The sequence below is a fragment of the Burkholderia singularis genome, from assembly GCF_900176645.1.
GTDB classification, from domain to species: domain Bacteria; phylum Pseudomonadota; class Gammaproteobacteria; order Burkholderiales; family Burkholderiaceae; genus Burkholderia; species Burkholderia singularis.
On the sequence record NZ_FXAN01000033.1, the window covers coordinates 33,299 to 49,159 of the forward strand.

Consider the following 15,861-nt stretch of genomic DNA (forward strand, 5'->3'; position numbering starts at 1 on the left):
CATGCTCCTCTGTGCATCAATGTGCGTCGCGCCGCGTCGGGCGTGCAGGCGTGCGCGAGCAGCGCGCGGCAGACGCGGCGGACGGAATTGGCTTCATTTCAATGGCGCAGCTTATAGCCGGTCGCGAGCAAACGCATCGCGATCAGTGCAAGCAGCACGAAAAATCCGGCGACGATCGCGAGGCTCGCGGCGGGATTGACATCGGCGACGCCGAAGAACCCGTAGCGAAAGCCGTCGATCATGTAGAAAAACGGATTGAGCCTCGACAACGCGCGCCAGACATGCGGCAGCGAGTGCGTCGAATAGAACACGCCAGACAGGAACGTGAGCGGCATGATGAGGAAGTTCTGAAATGCGGCAAGCTGGTCGAATTTCTCGGCCCAGATGCCGGCGATGAGGCCGAGCGTGCCGAGGATCGCCGAGCCGAGCAGCGCGAACGCGACGATGTAGAACGGCGCGGCGAAGCCGACCGGGATAAACCAGATCGTCACGGCGAACACGCCCGCGCCGACCGCGAGCCCGCGCACCACCGACGCGAGCACATAAGCGCCGAAGATATCCGCATACGACAGCGGCGGCAGCAGCATGAACACCAAATTGCCGGTGATCTTCGATTGGATCAGCGAGGACGAGCTGTTTGCGAACGCGTTCTGCAGCACGCTCATCATCACGAGGCCCGGCACGAGAAAGCTCACGTATTCGACACCCGGATACACGTTCACGCGCCCGGTGAGCGCGTGGCCAAAGATCGTCAAATACAGCAGCGCGGTGACGACGGGCGCGAGCACCGTCTGGAACGACACCTTCCAGAACCGCAGAATCTCCTTGTGGAACAACGTGCGAAACCCGTTCATGCCAAGCCCTCGACGACTTCCGCGCCGTTCATGATTTGCATGAACACATCCTCCAGATCGGCCTTGCGGATCTCGATCTCGTCGAAGCCGCAACCGGCCGCACGGCATCGCGCAAGAATCCTCTCGACCTCGTCATAATCGCCGACGCGCAGCAGATGGCCGGGCGCGGACGCTGGCTCAGCCTCGACCTCGAGCGCACGCAGTTCGGCAGGCAGCACACCGCGCGACAGGCGCACGAACAGTTGCAGCCCCGAGAAGCGCTGCAGCAGCGCGCGGGTGCGCTCGAGCGCGACGACTTCGCCGCGCCTGAGCATCGCGATCCGGTCGCACAGCGCCTGCGCCTCTTCGAGATAGTGCGTCGTCAGCACGATCGTATGGCCTTCGCGGTTCAGCCGCGAAATGAACTTCCACAGCGTCTGGCGCAGTTCGACATCGACGCCCGCGGTCGGCTCGTCGAGCACGATCACGGGCGGCCGGTGAACGAGCGCCTGCGCGACCAGCACGCGCCGCTTCATCCCGCCCGACAGCGCGCGCATGTTCGAATCGGCTTTATCGGCCAGGCCGAGGTTGTCCATGACTTCGTCGATCCAGTCGTCGTTGCGGCGCAGCCCGAAATAGCCCGACTGGATCCTGAGCGTCTCGCGCACCGAGAAGAACGGATCGAACACCAGCTCCTGCGGCACGACGCCAAGTGCGCGCCGCGCCGCGCGGAAATCCTTGACGACGTCGTGGCCGCGCACCGAGACGGTGCCTTCGTCGGCACGCGCGAGGCCGGCAAGAATGCTGATGAGCGTGGTCTTACCTGCACCGTTGGGGCCGAGCAAGCCGAAAAACTCGCCTTCGTCGACCGACAGGCTGACACCCTTGAGCGCCTGAAGCGATTTGTAGCGCTTCTTGACGTGACGGATTTCTATCGCTGACATGACTGAGCGCGGCCCGGCGGCCGCGATGCCTTCTTTATGCTGATGCGCAAGGAGGAAATGGGGACCGTTCGGCAGTCCTGCAAAACGGTTGATTATAGGGCAAACCGGCCAAGCCGGCCGGGGAACCCCAATGAGCAAGCCGGAGCCCGGCGGCCCGCTTGCGGCGGCGCGTCAGCCGCCGGCGGGCCTCGATGCGAGCGTCAATGTCGCTGTGGGAGAAGGGTGTCGATGCCGTAAGCCTGCGCGAGACTTGCAAGCTTCGGCGGCACGTTGAGAATATCGAGCGTGGCGCCGCGCTCACGCGCGGCGCGCTGCCATGCGAGCAGCACCGCCAGCGCGGAGGAATCGAATTGGGTGAGCGCGCCGCAATCGACTGCCGTCGCGCCCGCGTCGATATGCGCGAGCCCTTGCGCAAGCACGGTCTTCGCGCTTGCGTGGGTCAGCGTCGCACCAGTGCCGAAGCGGTTCACGACGATTGCTTGCCCGAAGCAAGCTGCTGGTTGCGTTCGGTCAGGAACTGGATCAAGCCGTCCACGCCGCTTTGCTGGATTTTTTCGTTGAACTGCTGCTGGTACGTTTGGATCAGCCACGCGCCCAGCACGTTCAAGTCATACACGCGCCAGCCCTGCGGCGTCTTGTAAAGGCGATAGTCGATCTGCACCGGTTGACCGTTGTTCATCGCCACCGTGCGCACGACGACGTCCGTTGCATCCGGATCGGCGCGGAACGGCGGATACTGGATCTGTTGATCCGGCTTCAATTGCGCGAGCGCGCCCGAGTACGTGCGGATCAGCAGCATCTTGAACTGCTCGAGCACCTGCTGTTGCTGCGCGGGTGTCGCGGTGCGCCAGTTGCGGCCCATCGCAAGCTGCGTGGTCCGGCGAAAATCGGTGTACGGCAGGATGTCCTTGTTGACGATCGTCATGATGCGCGCGGTGTCGCCCTGCTTGATCGTCTGTGTGCGCACTTCGTCGAGCACCTGCTGCGTCGCGGTCTTGATCAGCGCCTGCGGATTCGATTGGTCGACTTCGGCATGTGCGGCGGCCGCGCCAAACGAGAACAGCGCGGCGAAAACGGGGATCAGAAACAGTTTCTTCATAAGTATGTCCTGCGTATGTGATCAGTGCCAGAACTTGGAACCGGCAGCGGCGGCACAAGTTCGCGCCATCGCCGTCAGAATCGTTTCCGGCTGTAACGAGTGTAAGCGCCGGGGCGGACTCAATGCAGCCGGATGCTCGGCAGGTGAATCCCGCCCGGCGACGGCGGCACCACCTGCTGCGGCGGCACCTGCGTCGCGCTGGCCGGGTTCGGCTCAGCCGCGGCCGGTGCGGACGCGGCCTGCGCCGGCTCGGCACCGGACGCCGCCGTCGCGGCACCCGCGGCGGCCGCGCCGTCGTCCGGCATATCGTACTTCGGCAGCGCCTGGTCACCATAGTTCGGCAGGTCGGCCTGCGCGTTGCCGCCGATCAGCAACTGACGGCGCTGCAGGTACGCATTGCGCACGAACGAATATTTGTCGATGGCGGCCGCATTGAGCACGTCGCCCGCGCCGAGCAGGTTCGCGCGCGTATTGACGAGGTTCAAGCCAAACAGCCCCCAGCTCACCGAATTCGGGCTCACGTAGGTGAGCGGGTTGCCCGCGTAATCGACCGCGAGGCCCGCCGTGTCGCGCACCGTGCTCGGGCCGAGGAACGGCAGCACGAGGTACGGGCCGCTCGGCACACCGTAATGGCCGAGCGTCACGCCGAAGTCGTTCGTGTGCTTCGGCAGCTTTGCGAGCGTCGCGACGTCAAACAGGCCGCCGACGCCGAACACCGTGTTGATCACGACGCGCATGATGTCGCCGACGCCGTCGGCGATTTTCAACTGCACGATATTGTTCGCGGCGATATAGACGTCGCCGATATTCGAGAAGAAATTGGTCACGCTGTCGCGCACCGGCTGCGGCACCGCCCACTGGTAGCCGCGCGCGACGGGCTTGAGCGCATAGGTATCGACCGTGTCGTTGAACTTGTACATCGTCCGGTTGAAGCCTTCGAAAGGATCGCCTTTCGTGGGCGTTTGCACCGTCGCGCAGCCGCTCAATGCCGCCGCGGCCGTGAGCGTCAGCATTGCGTGGCTGATGCGAATCGTCTGCATGATGTTCTTTCCCTCGCGTTTTCTATCGTCTGTCACCGGCTCGGCGCGCCGCACGCTCAATGCGCGGGGGCGCCCGACGCGGCGGCCGCGCCTGATGCCGCGGCCGGCTTCGAGCCGCCCGCGTCCGCCGCCTTGCTGTATAGGAACTGGCCGATCAGGTTCTCGAGCACGATTGCCGATTGCGTCATCGTAATCGTGTCGCCGGATTTCAGCATTTCCGTGTCGCCGCCAGGCTCGAGGCCGATGTACTGCTCGCCGAGCAGCCCGGACGTCAGGATCTTCGCCGACGAATCTTTCGGAAACTGATACTGCTTATCGAGATCGATCGTCACGAGCGCCTGATAGGTGTTCGAATCGAAGCCGATCGAGCCGACCCGGCCGACCACCACGCCCGCGCTCTTGACCGCCGCGCGCGGCTTCAGCCCGCCGATGTTGTCGAATTTCATCTTCACTGTGTAAGTCGGCTGAAACGACAGCGAACTCATGTTGCCGACCTTCAGCGCGAGAAACAGCAGCGCGAGAAAGCCCAACACCACGAAGAGGCCGACCCAGAAGTCGAGAGCAGTCTTTTTCATCGTCATCCCAAAAAGGCTTAGCTGAACATCAACGCGGTCAGCAGAAAATCGAGACCGAGCACGGCAAGCGACGCATACACGACGGTCTTGGTCGTCGCGCGCGACACGCCTTCGGGCGTCGGCTTCGCTTCGTACCCTTGAAACAGCGCGATAAACGTGACGGCAAAACCGAACACGACGCTCTTGAGCACGCCGTTGCCGACATCCGCCCATACCGCGACGCCGCCCTGCATCTGCGACCAGAACGCGCCGGAATCGACGCCGATCAGCAGCACGCCGACGACGTAGCCGCCGAGCACGCCGACCGCGCTGAAGATCGCCGCGAGCAGCGGCATCGCAATCACGCCCGCCCACATCCGCGGCGCGATCACGTTCTTCAGCGGATCGATCGCCATCATTTCGAGCGCGGTCAGTTGCTCGCCCGCCTTCATCAGGCCGATTTCGGCCGTCAGCGACGTGCCCGCGCGGCCGGCGAACAGCAGCGCCGACACCACCGGGCCCAGCTCGCGCACGAGCGACAACGCGACGAGCAGGCCGAGCGCCTGCTCGGAGCCGTAGCGGTTCAGCGTGTAATAGCCTTGCAGGCCGAGCACGAAGCCGACGAACAGCCCCGACACGGCGATGATCACGAACGAATAATTGCCGAGAAAATGAATCTGCTTCGTGACCAGCCGCGGCCTTTTCAGCAACGAGAAGAATTCGAGCACGACGCGCACGAACATCCGGCTCGCGTAGCCCGTGCGCTCGAGTCCGCCGATCACGAAACGTCCGATCGTGCTGATCATCCGCGCCCTCCGCCCAGTCCGAAGTCCGCCGCGAGCGGCTGGCTCATGTAGTGAAATTTGAACGGGCCGTCCGGCGCGCCGTCGATGAATTGGCGCACGCTCGGCTCGGTCGACGCGCGCAGCTCGTCGGGCGTGCCCTCGGCCAGAACACCGCCGTTCGCGAGGAAGTACACGTAATCGGCGATCGCGAACGATTCCGGCACGTCGTGCGTGACGAGGATCGACGTCGCGCCGAGCGCCTGATTCAGCGTGCGGATCAGGTTCGCGGTGATGCCGAGTGAAATCGGATCGAGCCCCGCGAACGGCTCATCGTACATGATGAGCTGCGGATCGAGCGCGATCGCGCGCGCAAGCGCGATACGCCGCGCCATCCCGCCCGATACCTCGGACGGCATCAGCTCGCGCGCGCCGCGCAGGCCGACCGCGTTGAGCTTCATCAGCACGAGATCGCGGATCAATGCTTCCGGCAAATCGGTGTGCTCGCGCAGCGCGAACGCGACGTTGTCGAACACCGACATGTCGGTAAACAGCGCGCCGAACTGGAACAACATCCCCATCTTGCGGCGCAGCGCATAAAGGCCGTCGCGCGTTTGCGCGCCGACGTCGTCGCCATCGAACAGCACCTGGCCGCGACGCGCGCGCACGAGCCCGCCGATCAGGCGCAGCACGGTCGTCTTGCCGCAGCCGGAACCGCCCATCACCGCGACCACCTGGCCGCGCGCGAAGCGCATGTTCAGGTTCGACAGCACAAGACGATCGCCGTAGCCGAAATCGACGTCGCGAAGCTCTAGCAGGGACTCAGAGGAGGAGGCGCTCACGGAGCTGACATTCCTGTTACGCGGAACGTCGAATTATAGGGCCTGCACCGGAATGTTGTTGCGACGCCCCCTGCGGGCCGGTCAGAGATTGTCAAATTGACCGGCAAATACCTTCTGCATTGCAATAATTGCCGATCGATAGTCGGTCGCGCCGGTGACCGCGCTGACGACCGCCGCACTGCCCACCCCCGTCGCGAGCACGGCCGCGAGCGTGTCGACGGTGATTCCGCCGATCGCGACGAGCGGCGCGCGCCCGGTGGCGATGCGCGCATAGCGCGCGATGCGCGCGAGCCCTTGCGGCGGCGCGGCATCGGCCTTGGTGCGGGTTGCGAACACCGGGCCGAGCGCGAGATAGCTCGGCTTGGCGTGCAACGCGACGAGCATTTCGTAGTAGCCGTGGCTCGACAGCCCGAGCCGCGCGCCCGCCTGCGCGATCGCGGCCAGATCGGCGGTGTCGAGATCCTCCTGACCGAGGTGGACGCCGTAGGCGCCCGCCTCGAGCGCAAGCCGCCAATGGTCGTTGATGAAGAGACGCGCATGCGGATAGCGGCGGCTCGCGGCGACGGCACGCTCGATTTCCGCGCGCAGCCTGTCGGGCGCCGCCCCCTTCACGCGCAACTGAACGGTCGTCACGCCGCAATCGAGCACTCTTTCGACCCAATCGGCGCTCGGCAGCACCGCGTAGAGGCCCAGCCGCTCCGGACATGGCGGAAAACCGGGCGCGGGTGCAGCAGGCGCGCTCAACGCGCGCGGCAGGCGCGCGAAATCGGTTGGCCACGGCAGGAGGTTGCCGTCAGCATGCGCGTCGGCGGGGTGGCAAGGATCGGCGCAATCCGTGCCGTTACCGCGCGCTTCGCCGCGATTTACGCCCATGCCGCGCGTGCCGCCGCCAAGCAGCGGGCCGGCATCGCGCATCGTGCCCGCAGAGGCTCTGGCATCGTGCGCATCATCGCGATGCGCGCCGGCGCCGGCCGCCTCGTCACCGTCGCGCCATGCAAGCGCGAGGACGAGCGCGTCGCGCGTGTCGAAGCCGCAATCGATGAATGCGGCGAGCGCGGCGATCCAATCGTCCGCGAGCGGCCCGCGCGAAGCGAGCGCGCAGCGTGAGCCGCCCGCATGGAGCGTCGCCGATGCATCGTCGATCACGATCACGGCCGCCCCCGCCGCCGTCAGCCGCGCGAGCGACTCGCCGCGCGCGGCGGCGTCGCCCGCCGCCGCGACAACGACATCGCCCGCGCGCGCAGGCTCGGGCGGCGCAAGGCAGATGCGCGCCGGCGCGGTTGACGCCGGCCATACGCCGAGCCTCGCGCGAATCCGCTCGGCGGCTTCGGCCAGCTCGTCGGCAGGCGGCCAGAATATTTCGGACAGCGCGGCGCTCATACCCGCCCGCCCAGCGCACCGGCGAATCCAGCCGCGAACGCCCCCGGCCGATCAGACAGCGCGGCGCCGATGCGCGGGCCGCGCCCCGCATCGACGGCCCTTCCCGCCGGCGTCTCCGACCCGCTGAATTGCGCTGCGCTCATACACGCCCCCCATCCTGATGCCAGAACGGCATTCCAACGACGGGCGTGCTCGCTTGCGCGGCCTCGCGCGGCTCCATCTGGCCCGCGAGATAAGCGGCGCGCCCCGCATCGACGCCCAGCGCGAACGCGCGCGCCATGATCTCCGGATGCGTGGCCTGCGACACCGCCGTATTGAGCAGCACGCCGTCGAACCCCCACTCCATCACCTGGCACGCGTGCGACGGCACGCCCAACCCTGCGTCGACGATCAGCGGCACGTCGGGCAGCCGCTCGCGCAGCACGCGCAGCCCATACGGATTCACGATGCCCTTGCCGGTGCCGATCGGCGCGCCCCACGGCATCAGCACCTCGCAACCGGCGTCGAGCAGACGCCGGCCGATCACGAGATCCTCGGTGCAATACGGCAACACCTTGAAGCCGTCCTTCACGAGCAGCGCCGCGGCCTCGACCAGGCCGATCGGGTCCGGCTGCAACGTGTAATCGTCGCCGATCAGTTCGAGCTTGATCCAATCGGTGTCGAATATCTCGCGCGCCATCTGCGCGGTGGTCACCGCCTCCGCGACCGTCTGGCAGCCGGCGGTATTCGGCAGCAACGGCACGCGATGCTGCTTGAGCAGCTCGAAGAAACCGGCCTCGGCCGTGCCGGCGTTCATTTGCCGGCGCAGCGCGAGCGTCACCATGCCCGGCCGCGCGGCCGCGATCGAATCGGACAGCGATTGCAGCGACGGATAGCGCGACGTGCCGAGCAGCACGCGGCTCGCGAGGGTTTTGCCGTAAAGCGTGAGCGTGTCGGCGCAAGGAATGGAGGTCATCGAAGCATCCTTGGTTGAAACTGAAGCCGCGGCCGAAGCAGCCATCAAGCGGCGAATCGATCGTCAAATCGGGCGGCGCGCGCCATGCGCGGGGGCGGCATCAGCCGCCCGCCACCGGATGCACGACGTCGAGCTTGTCGCCCGCCGCGAGCGCGCGCGTGGCGTGCTCCGAGCGCGCGACGAACGCGCCGTTCAGCGCAACCGCATAGGGCGGGCGCGCGCCGTATGCGGCGAGCGCATCGGCAATCGTCGCGCCGCCGGGCAGCGTCAGCGTCTGCTGATTGATCTGGAAATTGATCGGATTGTCCATCGTGTCGCCATCTTCTTTGCCGTAACTGTCTGTCAGGTTCGTCATGCTCTCGCATGGCTCGATCCGCACGCCGCGCCCGCTTGCTGACGCTCGGCGCCGAGGTGCAGCAGCGCGGGCCAACGCGCATCGGCGCGCCAGGCGGCAAACGTGTCGGCATCGTGGACCGTTCGCTCGAGCAGCGCCTGCGCAAAGCAAGCCGCGGTATCGGCAACCTCCGGCGCGATCATGAAGCCGTGCCGGTAAAGCCCGTTGACCGCGAGCGTCGCGCCGCCATGCCAAACGAGCGCCGGCCGATGATCGGGCAGCGTCGGCCGGCACTGCGCATTCAATTCGAGGATGCGCGCCTCGCCGAACGCCGGATGCACCGAAAACGCGGCGCTCAGCAGTTCGAGCGCGGAGCGCACGCTAACGGGCGACATGTCCTCGCCCTCGATCTCGGTCGCGCCGATCACGTACAAATCGTGCTCCTTCGGCGCGACGTAAAGCGGATAGCGCGGATGCAAAAGCCTGACGGGCCGCGTGAGCCCGATGCCTGGCGCATGCACGCGCGCGACTTCGCCGCGAATCCCTCGCAACGCCGGCCATTGCGCTTTCGCGCCGAGCCCGCGGCAGTCGATCGTGATGCGCGCGGCGCGCGGCGCATGCGCGTCGACGCCCGCGTGCCAGTGCACGTCGACGCCCCGCTCGTCGAGGCCCGCCGCGAGTGCGTGCAGCGCCTGGCGGTTATCGAGCTGGCCTTCGCGCTGCAACAGCAGGCCGTGCGCGAAGCGCCCCGCGAGCGCCGGCTCCGTCGCACCGATCTGCGCGGCCGCGAGCGGCACGAGGCCGCCGTCGAGCAGATCGGCGCGCGCATTCGCGCGCACGCGGCGCTCGAAAAGCGGCGCTTCCGCGCGATCCGCGTGATGCCAAACGATGAGTGTGCCGTTGCGCTGAAAAAAAACCGGCTCGGGCAACTCGGCAAGCCAGCGCAGCCAGCGGTCGAGCGATGCCGCGCCCAGATCGGTGATAAAGCGCTCGGCGCTTGCCGCCTCGGCGAGCGGCGCGAGCATCGCTGCGGCCACCCACGCGGCAGACGACGTGCCGGCGGCGTCGCCGCGCTCGTAAAGCGAGACGCGGTGCCCCGCGAGCGCGAGACGCCATGCGATCAAACGGCCGACCAGGCCGCCACCCAGCACGGCGAAATCCGGTTCGGCCGAGCGCGGGTTCATCGCGCCCGTCCGTCGAACATGCCACGGCCAAGCCGCTGCGGCGCCGGCGCGCCGGACGCGAGTAGGCAGGCGGCCGATAGCAGGCTGCCGCGCCAAAGAACTGAAGAATGAACGCTCATCGATTCCATCCGCCACGCGCGAACGCGTATTCAAAAGGACGAAACCGGCGAAAGAGGCCGGCCGCAACCGTACTGTGCTGTGCACGTTGCACACGATCGCGCCCGGATCGGGCGGCGCCAGGAAAACAGGGCCGGCGGGATCGGAAACTTCCCGCGCCGGTATTATCCGGATCGGGTGCGAAGGGACTCTCTCAGCCTCGTTGCGCGTATGCCCGAGCCGATCATCGGCCGGGTCGCGGCGCACGAAGCACCCCTGTTTCGTCGTCGGCCATTAGACCATAAAAGCGCAAACGGCGGCAAACCGTGCATGCCCGCGCATTCGCGCGCCGCGTGCGAGGCTGGCACAATGCGCGTGATCGCCGCGTCGGCCGGCGAATCGCGCGCGCCGCTCGGCGGCATCGCCCAGGGCGCGGGCCGGCGCGATCGGCACCGCGCGCATCGAGCGGCATCGGGCACCGGCGGGCATCGCCCGGCTCACGCATCATCGCGCGCCGTTTGAGATTAAGCGCCGTTTAAGACGCCGCCGACAGAATTCGCCGCACGCCAACAGTAGTCGCAAGCCGTGCGCCGCGACGCCAGCAACGTCCGATCAGGAAGCACATGACTCAGCCACCCTCGTCCGCCGTCTCGCATCCGGCCCATCCGTCACCGGACGGACACGGCAAGATTTCCGCCTGGAGTCTCATCAAGCCCTATTGGGTCAGCGACGAATGGAAGACGGCGTGGGGGCTGCTCATCACGATCATCGCGATCAACCTGACGATCGTCTGGATCAACGTGCGGATCAACGCATGGAACACCACGTTCTACGATGCGCTGCAATCGAAGGACGTGCACGACTTCCCCCGTCTGCTGGGCACATTCACGGCGCTGGCGTTCGGCTACGTGATTCTCACCGTCTACAGCCTCTATCTGCGCCAGATGCTCGGTTTTCGCTGGCGCCAGTGGCTGACGTCGCGCTATCTGCGCGACTGGCTCGGCGAGCGCAATTTCTACCGCATCGAGCGCGACCGCCTCGCGGACAACCCGGACCAGCGGATCGCCGACGATTTGCAAGCGCTCGCATCGACGACGCTGTCGCTGTCGCTCGGCCTTCTGTCGACGGTCGTCACGCTGATCACGTTCATCACCGTGCTGAAGACGATCGCGGGCGCGGCCACGTTCTCGTTCAACGGTCATGTGATCACCATCCCGAACTACATGGTGTGGGCGGCGCTGATTTACGCAATCGCCGGCTCTTACGTGATACACCGGTTCGGCCATCCGCTCGTGTCGATCAACTACCAGCAGCAACGCGTCGAGGCGGATTTCCGCTTCGGCCTGATCCGCATCCGCGAGAACACCGAGCAGATCGCGTTCTACAACGGCGAGCCAACCGAAGCCGCGCACGCGCAAAACCTCTTTCAGCGGATTCGCGACAACTGGTGGCGCGTGATGCAGTACACGAAGCGTTTGACGTTCGTATCAAGTGTCTATGGACAGATCGCGCTGATCTTTCCGATCGCGGTCGCGGCGCCCCGCTATTTCGCCGGCGCGTTCTCGTTCGGCGTGGTGATGCGCATCGTCGACGCATTCGGCAACGTCAGCGACTCGTTCTCGTGGTTCATCGCCAATTACGGCACGCTCGCCGAATGGCGGGCAACCGTCAATCGTCTGAGCGAGTTCAAGCGGGTGATGGATGCGTCGCATCTGAAGGAATCGCTGTCCCCCGCCACCGAGCACGGCGGCATCAATCTGCATTACGTCGACGCGAACGCGTTGACGACGGCGCACCTCAAGCTCGCGCTGCCGGACGGCACGCCGCTCGCGTCGATCGGCAGCGTGACGATCGAGCCCGGCTCGCGCTGGCTCGTGCGTGGGCCGTCCGGCTCCGGCAAAAGCACGCTGATGCGCGCGCTCGCGGGCCTCTGGCCATTCGGCGACGGCGCAATCGACGCGCCCGTCGGCGCGCGGATGATGTTCGTGCCGCAGCAAAGCTATTTGCCGATCGGCACGCTGAAGGCGGCGCTCGCCTACCCGTCGGCCGCCGATGCGTTCAGCGACGACGCGTGCCGCGACGCGCTCGCCACGTGCGGCCTCGCCGGCTACGCGGCGCGCCTCGAGGAAACCGGTCACTGGACGCGCATGTTGTCGCCGGGCGAGCAGCAGCGTCTCGCGGGCGCGCGGGTGCTGCTGCACCAGCCTGACTATCTGTTCCTCGACGAAGCCACGAGCGCGCTCGACGACGACAACGAAGAACGCCTATACCGGCTTTTCAACGAGCGGCTGCCGAACGCGGCAATCGTCAGCATCGCGCATCGCAAGTCGCTCGCGGTATTCCATCGGCAAACGCTCGATATACGCCGCGACGATACGCGCGCGGCGGCTTGAAAATCCGTCGCGGCGCGCGCCGCATCGTCGATGCGTTGCCGAGACGACGCGATGCGAAGGCGTGACGAAGCGGCGCAGCCGGCCGCCACCGTCAACGCGCGGAGCCGGAGCCGAACGGCCCGACGGCCCGCTGCGCGCCGTGCGCATGCGCGTTGGCACCGCGTCCGGCCGCGGAATCGTCGGCGGGCCGCCCGCCCCGGGGCAATGGCCCGTGCTCGCCCCAAACGTCGTTGGGCAGCACGTGTTCGAGCGCGGGAATCGTCTTGCGCGTGAAAACCGGCTCGGCCACGCCCGCCGCCCGCTGCCGCTGATAATCGCGCCACGCGGCAAGCGCGTACTTGCCGAGCGCGAGAATCGCGAGCAGGTTGATCAGCGCCATGATGCCCATGCTGGTATCGGCCATCGCCCACACCAGCGGCAGTTCGCCGACGCTGCCGAACATCACCATCGCGAGCACCGCGACGCGAAACACCGCCAACACGCCGCGCCGCTGCGCGACGAATTCGACGTTGCCTTCCGCATACGCGTAATTGCCGATCACCGACGAGAACGCAAGGAAAAAGATCGCCACCGCCATGTAGATGCCGCCCCAATCGCCGACGTGGCTCGAGATCGCGCGCTGCGTGAGCGCCGCGCCCTCCATCGACGAACCCGGCACGTACTGACCGGACAGCAGGATCACGAACGCGGTCGCGCTGCAAATCACGATCGTATCGACGAATACGCCGAGCATCTGGATCAGCCCCTGCGTGACCGGATGCCGCGTGCTCGCGGTTGCCGCCGCATTCGGCGCGCTGCCCATCCCCGCTTCGTTCGAAAACAGGCCGCGCTTCACCCCGATCGCGACCGCCTGGCTCACCGCGTAGCCCGCGAGGCCGCCCGTCGCCTGCTCGAAACCGAACGCGCTTTTCACGATCAGCGCGATCATCTGCGGCACGAGCGCGACGTGCGTGGCGACCGCGTAGACGGCGAGCGCAAGATAGCCGATCGCCATGACGGGCACGATCACCTGCGCGACGTGCGCGATCCGGCGGATGCCGCCGAAGATGATCGGCGCCGTCAGCGCCACGAGCCCGAGACCGACCGCCGCGCGGCTGAAGCCGAACGACGTATGGAACGCGTCGGCGATCGCGTTCGCCTGCACCGCGTTGAACACGAAGCCGAACGCAAGCACCAGCGACAGCGAAAACAGCACGCCCAGGCCGCGCGAGCGCAGCCCGATCTGGATGTAGTACGCCGGGCCGCCGCGATAGGTGCCGTCATGGTGAGACACCTTGAAGATTTGCGCGAGCGTGGCTTCGACGAACGCCGACGACATCCCGATCAGCGCAGTCACCCACATCCAGAAAATCGCGCCGGGGCCGCCGAGCGTCAGCGCCACCGCCACGCCCGCGATATTGCCGGTGCCCACACGGCTCGCCAGCCCGGTGGCGAACGCCTGAAACGACGAAATGCTGCCCGGCTCGCCCTTGCTGCCGACCACACGCATGCTGAGCAGCAACGCGCGTAACTGAATCATCCCGAAGCGCAGCGTGAACCATGCGCCTGCGCCCAGCAGCAGCGCGATCAGCACGTAGCTCCAGAGAATGCCGTTGATCCCGTTGATCAACGTGCCCACCATACCGTCCATTCGTCGGCCTCCTTGTTGGGGTCAAACCATTGCTTACCCGACCGGAAGCCGGCCGAAGCGCGTCATGATATGACAAGTTGGCCTGAATATTACGAAATAGAAAGATTTGGATGGAAAACGAAAGAAATCGCCGTCACGCGCGCCGGCGGACGATGCGCGCGGCCGCCACCTGCCGGCGCACGCCACGGCGGGCGCAAAAAAACCGGGCGTCCCCGCAGAGACGCCCGGCTCTCACACGCCCGCGATGCCGCCGCGTCGATCAGCGCGGCAGCTCCGAATGCCCCATCAAATACGCATCAACCGACCGCGCGCACTGGCGGCCTTCGCGGATCGCCCAAACCACGAGCGATTGGCCCCGGCGCATGTCGCCCGCGGCAAACACCTTGTCGACCGACGTGTAATACGCGCGATCGCCTTCGGTGCCCGCACGCGCGTTGCCGCGCGCATCCTTCGCGACGCCGAACGCGTCCAGCACGGGCGCGGCCGGTTGCGTAAAGCCCATCGCGAGCAGCACCAAATCGGCCTTGATCTCGAATTCGGAGCCCGGCACTTCCTGCATCTTGCCGTCCTTCCATTCGACGCGCGCCGCGATCAGCTTCTCGACCTTGCCGTTCTTGCCCTCGAAACGCTTCGTCGCGACTGCCCAATCGCGTTCGCAGCCCTCCTCGTGCGACGACGACGTGCGCAGCTTGATCGGCCAATACGGCCACACGAGCGGCTTGTTCTCCAGCTCAGGCGGCTGCGGCAGCAACTCGAACTGCGTGACGTGCTTCGCGCCGTGCCGGTTCGACGTGCCGACGCAATCGGAGCCCGTATCGCCGCCGCCGATCACGACGACGTGCTTGCCCTTCGCGGTGAGCTGGTCGACAACCTTGTCGCCCGCGTTGACCTTGTTTTGTTGCGGCAGGAATTCCATCGCGAAATGGATGCCCGCAAGCTCGCGCCCCGGCACCGGCAGATCGCGCGGCGTCTCCGAGCCGCCCGCGATCACGACCGCGTCGAATTCGTCCTTCAGCGTATCGGGCGACACGGTTTGCTGCGCCGCATTGCCGATCGTCTCGGGCAACGGCTCGCGGCCGACGAACACGCCGGTGCGGAACGTCACGCCTTCTGCTTCCATCTGGCGCATCCGGCGGTCGATCAGCCACTTTTCGAGCTTGAAGTCGGGAATGCCGTAGCGCAACAGGCCGCCGATCCGGTCGTTCTTCTCGAACACCGTCACGTCGTGACCGGCGCGCGCGAGTTGCTGCGCAGCCGCCAAGCCTGCGGGACCGGAGCCGACGATCGCAACCTTCCTGCCCGTCTTGTGCTTGGGGGGCTGCGGCTGAACCCAGCCCTGCGCCCATGCCTTGTCGATGATCGCGTGCTCGATCGACTTGATGCCGACGGGATCGTCATTGATGCCGAGCGTGCACGCCGCCTCGCACGGCGCGGGGCAGATGCGGCCCGTGAACTCGGGAAAGTTGTTCGTCGAGTGCAGCACGTCGATCGCGTGCCGCCAGTCCTGCCGGTAAACGAGATCGTTGAAGTCCGGAATGATGTTGTTGACCGGACAGCCGTTATTGCAGAACGGAATCCCGCAATCCATGCAGCGCGCGCCCTGGATCTTCGCATCGTCATCGGCGAGCGCGGCGACGAATTCCTTGTAATGCTTGACGCGCGTGAGCGGCGCTTCATACGCCTCGTGACGGCGTTCGTACTCCAGAAAACCGGTGATCTTGCCCATGGGGTTCTCTTCTGAATCGATTGTGATCGGTAACGGTGACCGCGCCCGCCGCTCAGGCAGGCGCGGTCA

The 15,861-nt window shown here is 66.3% G+C and carries 15 protein-coding genes and 1 riboswitch; of the genes, 1 reads left to right on the forward strand and 14 read right to left on the reverse strand.

Translation table 11 applies throughout. The annotated features are described in order from the left end of the window. Positions 1-98: 98 nt before the first annotated feature. The 12 genes from BSIN_RS03370 to BSIN_RS03435 all read right to left on the reverse strand — a co-directional run bounded on the left by BSIN_RS03370 (position 99) and on the right by BSIN_RS03435 (position 9,947). Positions 99-854, reverse strand: a complete 756-nt coding sequence (locus BSIN_RS03370) for an ABC transporter permease (protein ID WP_059512396.1) — start codon at positions 852-854, stop codon at positions 99-101. Then, on the reverse strand, positions 851-1,777 hold the full coding sequence (locus BSIN_RS03375; protein ID WP_059512397.1) for an ABC transporter ATP-binding protein: 927 nt from the start codon (positions 1,775-1,777) through the stop codon (positions 851-853). Before BSIN_RS03375 ends, BSIN_RS03370 begins: the two co-directional genes overlap by 4 nt. A 200-nt stretch (positions 1,778-1,977) precedes the next feature. Continuing rightward, positions 1,978-2,247 carry an STAS domain-containing protein gene (locus BSIN_RS03385; protein WP_089339513.1) on the reverse strand — a complete coding sequence of 90 codons (270 nt, stop codon included), beginning with the start codon at positions 2,245-2,247 and terminating at the stop codon, positions 1,978-1,980. Further along, complete coding sequence (locus BSIN_RS03390) at positions 2,244-2,876, reverse strand: MlaC/ttg2D family ABC transporter substrate-binding protein (RefSeq protein WP_089339514.1); 633 nt, start codon at positions 2,874-2,876, stop codon at positions 2,244-2,246. The genes BSIN_RS03385 and BSIN_RS03390 overlap by 4 nt, the downstream gene beginning before the upstream one ends. Positions 2,877-2,995: 119 nt before the next feature. Next, entirely contained in the window at positions 2,996-3,916 is a 921-nt protein-coding gene (locus BSIN_RS03395) for an MlaA family lipoprotein (protein WP_089339537.1), read from the reverse strand. A gap of 56 nt (positions 3,917-3,972) precedes the next feature. Continuing rightward, positions 3,973-4,497, reverse strand: coding sequence for an outer membrane lipid asymmetry maintenance protein MlaD (mlaD, locus tag BSIN_RS03400; RefSeq protein WP_059570966.1), 525 nt, complete (start codon positions 4,495-4,497; stop codon positions 3,973-3,975). An 11-nt stretch (positions 4,498-4,508) separates the two neighbouring features. Beyond that, positions 4,509-5,276 carry a lipid asymmetry maintenance ABC transporter permease subunit MlaE gene (mlaE, locus tag BSIN_RS03405; protein WP_089339515.1) on the reverse strand — a complete coding sequence of 256 codons (768 nt, stop codon included), beginning with the start codon at positions 5,274-5,276 and terminating at the stop codon, positions 4,509-4,511. Continuing rightward, positions 5,273-6,094 carry an ABC transporter ATP-binding protein gene (locus BSIN_RS03410; RefSeq protein WP_059512403.1) on the reverse strand — a complete coding sequence of 274 codons (822 nt, stop codon included), beginning with the start codon at positions 6,092-6,094 and terminating at the stop codon, positions 5,273-5,275. The genes mlaE and BSIN_RS03410 overlap by 4 nt, the downstream gene beginning before the upstream one ends. 81 nt (positions 6,095-6,175) lie before the next feature. Beyond that, a complete protein-coding gene (gene thiE, locus BSIN_RS26365) occupies positions 6,176-7,474 on the reverse strand; it encodes a thiamine phosphate synthase (protein ID WP_256583562.1) in 1,299 nt (432 codons plus the stop codon). A gap of 139 nt (positions 7,475-7,613) precedes the next feature. Continuing rightward, positions 7,614-8,429, reverse strand: a complete 816-nt coding sequence (locus tag BSIN_RS03425; RefSeq protein WP_069233675.1) for a thiazole synthase — start codon at positions 8,427-8,429, stop codon at positions 7,614-7,616. Between the two features lie 100 nt (positions 8,430-8,529). Beyond that, positions 8,530-8,727 carry a sulfur carrier protein ThiS gene (thiS, locus tag BSIN_RS03430; protein ID WP_059512450.1) on the reverse strand — a complete coding sequence of 66 codons (198 nt, stop codon included), beginning with the start codon at positions 8,725-8,727 and terminating at the stop codon, positions 8,530-8,532. 53 nt (positions 8,728-8,780) lie between these two features. Next, complete coding sequence (locus tag BSIN_RS03435; protein WP_089339516.1) at positions 8,781-9,947, reverse strand: FAD-dependent oxidoreductase; 1,167 nt, start codon at positions 9,945-9,947, stop codon at positions 8,781-8,783. Between the two features lie 250 nt (positions 9,948-10,197). Continuing rightward, a riboswitch (TPP riboswitch) is annotated at positions 10,198-10,331 on the reverse strand. A gap of 335 nt (positions 10,332-10,666) precedes the next feature. Between BSIN_RS03435 and BSIN_RS03445 the strand changes: the two genes are divergently transcribed. Further along, positions 10,667-12,436, forward strand: coding sequence for an ABC transporter ATP-binding protein/permease (locus BSIN_RS03445; protein WP_089339518.1), 1,770 nt, complete (start codon positions 10,667-10,669; stop codon positions 12,434-12,436). Positions 12,437-12,527: 91 nt separating this feature from the next. Here BSIN_RS03445 and BSIN_RS03450 read toward each other — a convergent pair whose 3' ends face one another. Next, positions 12,528-14,066 carry an alanine/glycine:cation symporter family protein gene (locus tag BSIN_RS03450; protein WP_069233674.1) on the reverse strand — a complete coding sequence of 513 codons (1,539 nt, stop codon included), beginning with the start codon at positions 14,064-14,066 and terminating at the stop codon, positions 12,528-12,530. Between the two features lie 259 nt (positions 14,067-14,325). Further along, positions 14,326-15,792: a glutamate synthase subunit beta gene (locus BSIN_RS03455; protein WP_089339519.1), complete on the reverse strand. Its 1,467-nt coding sequence runs from the start codon at positions 15,790-15,792 to the stop codon at positions 14,326-14,328. Positions 15,793-15,861 lie beyond the last annotated feature (69 nt).

Coding starts and splice junctions, on each gene's coding strand:
- BSIN_RS03370 (WP_059512396.1), bottom strand. CDS start 854: ATGAACGGGTTTCGCACGTTGTTCCACAAGGAGATTCTGCGGTTCTGG.
- BSIN_RS03375 (WP_059512397.1), bottom strand. CDS start 1,777: ATGTCAGCGATAGAAATCCGTCACGTCAAGAAGCGCTACAAATCGCTT.
- BSIN_RS03390 (WP_089339514.1), bottom strand. CDS start 2,876: ATGAAGAAACTGTTTCTGATCCCCGTTTTCGCCGCGCTGTTCTCGTTT.
- BSIN_RS03395 (WP_089339537.1), bottom strand. CDS start 3,916: ATGCAGACGATTCGCATCAGCCACGCAATGCTGACGCTCACGGCCGCG.
- mlaD (WP_059570966.1), bottom strand. CDS start 4,497: ATGACGATGAAAAAGACTGCTCTCGACTTCTGGGTCGGCCTCTTCGTG.
- mlaE (WP_089339515.1), bottom strand. CDS start 5,276: ATGATCAGCACGATCGGACGTTTCGTGATCGGCGGACTCGAGCGCACG.
- thiE (WP_256583562.1), bottom strand. CDS start 7,474: ATGAGCGCCGCGCTGTCCGAAATATTCTGGCCGCCTGCCGACGAGCTG.
- BSIN_RS03425 (WP_069233675.1), bottom strand. CDS start 8,429: ATGACCTCCATTCCTTGCGCCGACACGCTCACGCTTTACGGCAAAACC.
- BSIN_RS03435 (WP_089339516.1), bottom strand. CDS start 9,947: ATGAACCCGCGCTCGGCCGAACCGGATTTCGCCGTGCTGGGTGGCGGC.
- BSIN_RS03445 (WP_089339518.1), top strand. CDS start 10,667: ATGACTCAGCCACCCTCGTCCGCCGTCTCGCATCCGGCCCATCCGTCA.
- BSIN_RS03450 (WP_069233674.1), bottom strand. CDS start 14,066: ATGGACGGTATGGTGGGCACGTTGATCAACGGGATCAACGGCATTCTC.
- BSIN_RS03455 (WP_089339519.1), bottom strand. CDS start 15,792: ATGGGCAAGATCACCGGTTTTCTGGAGTACGAACGCCGTCACGAGGCG.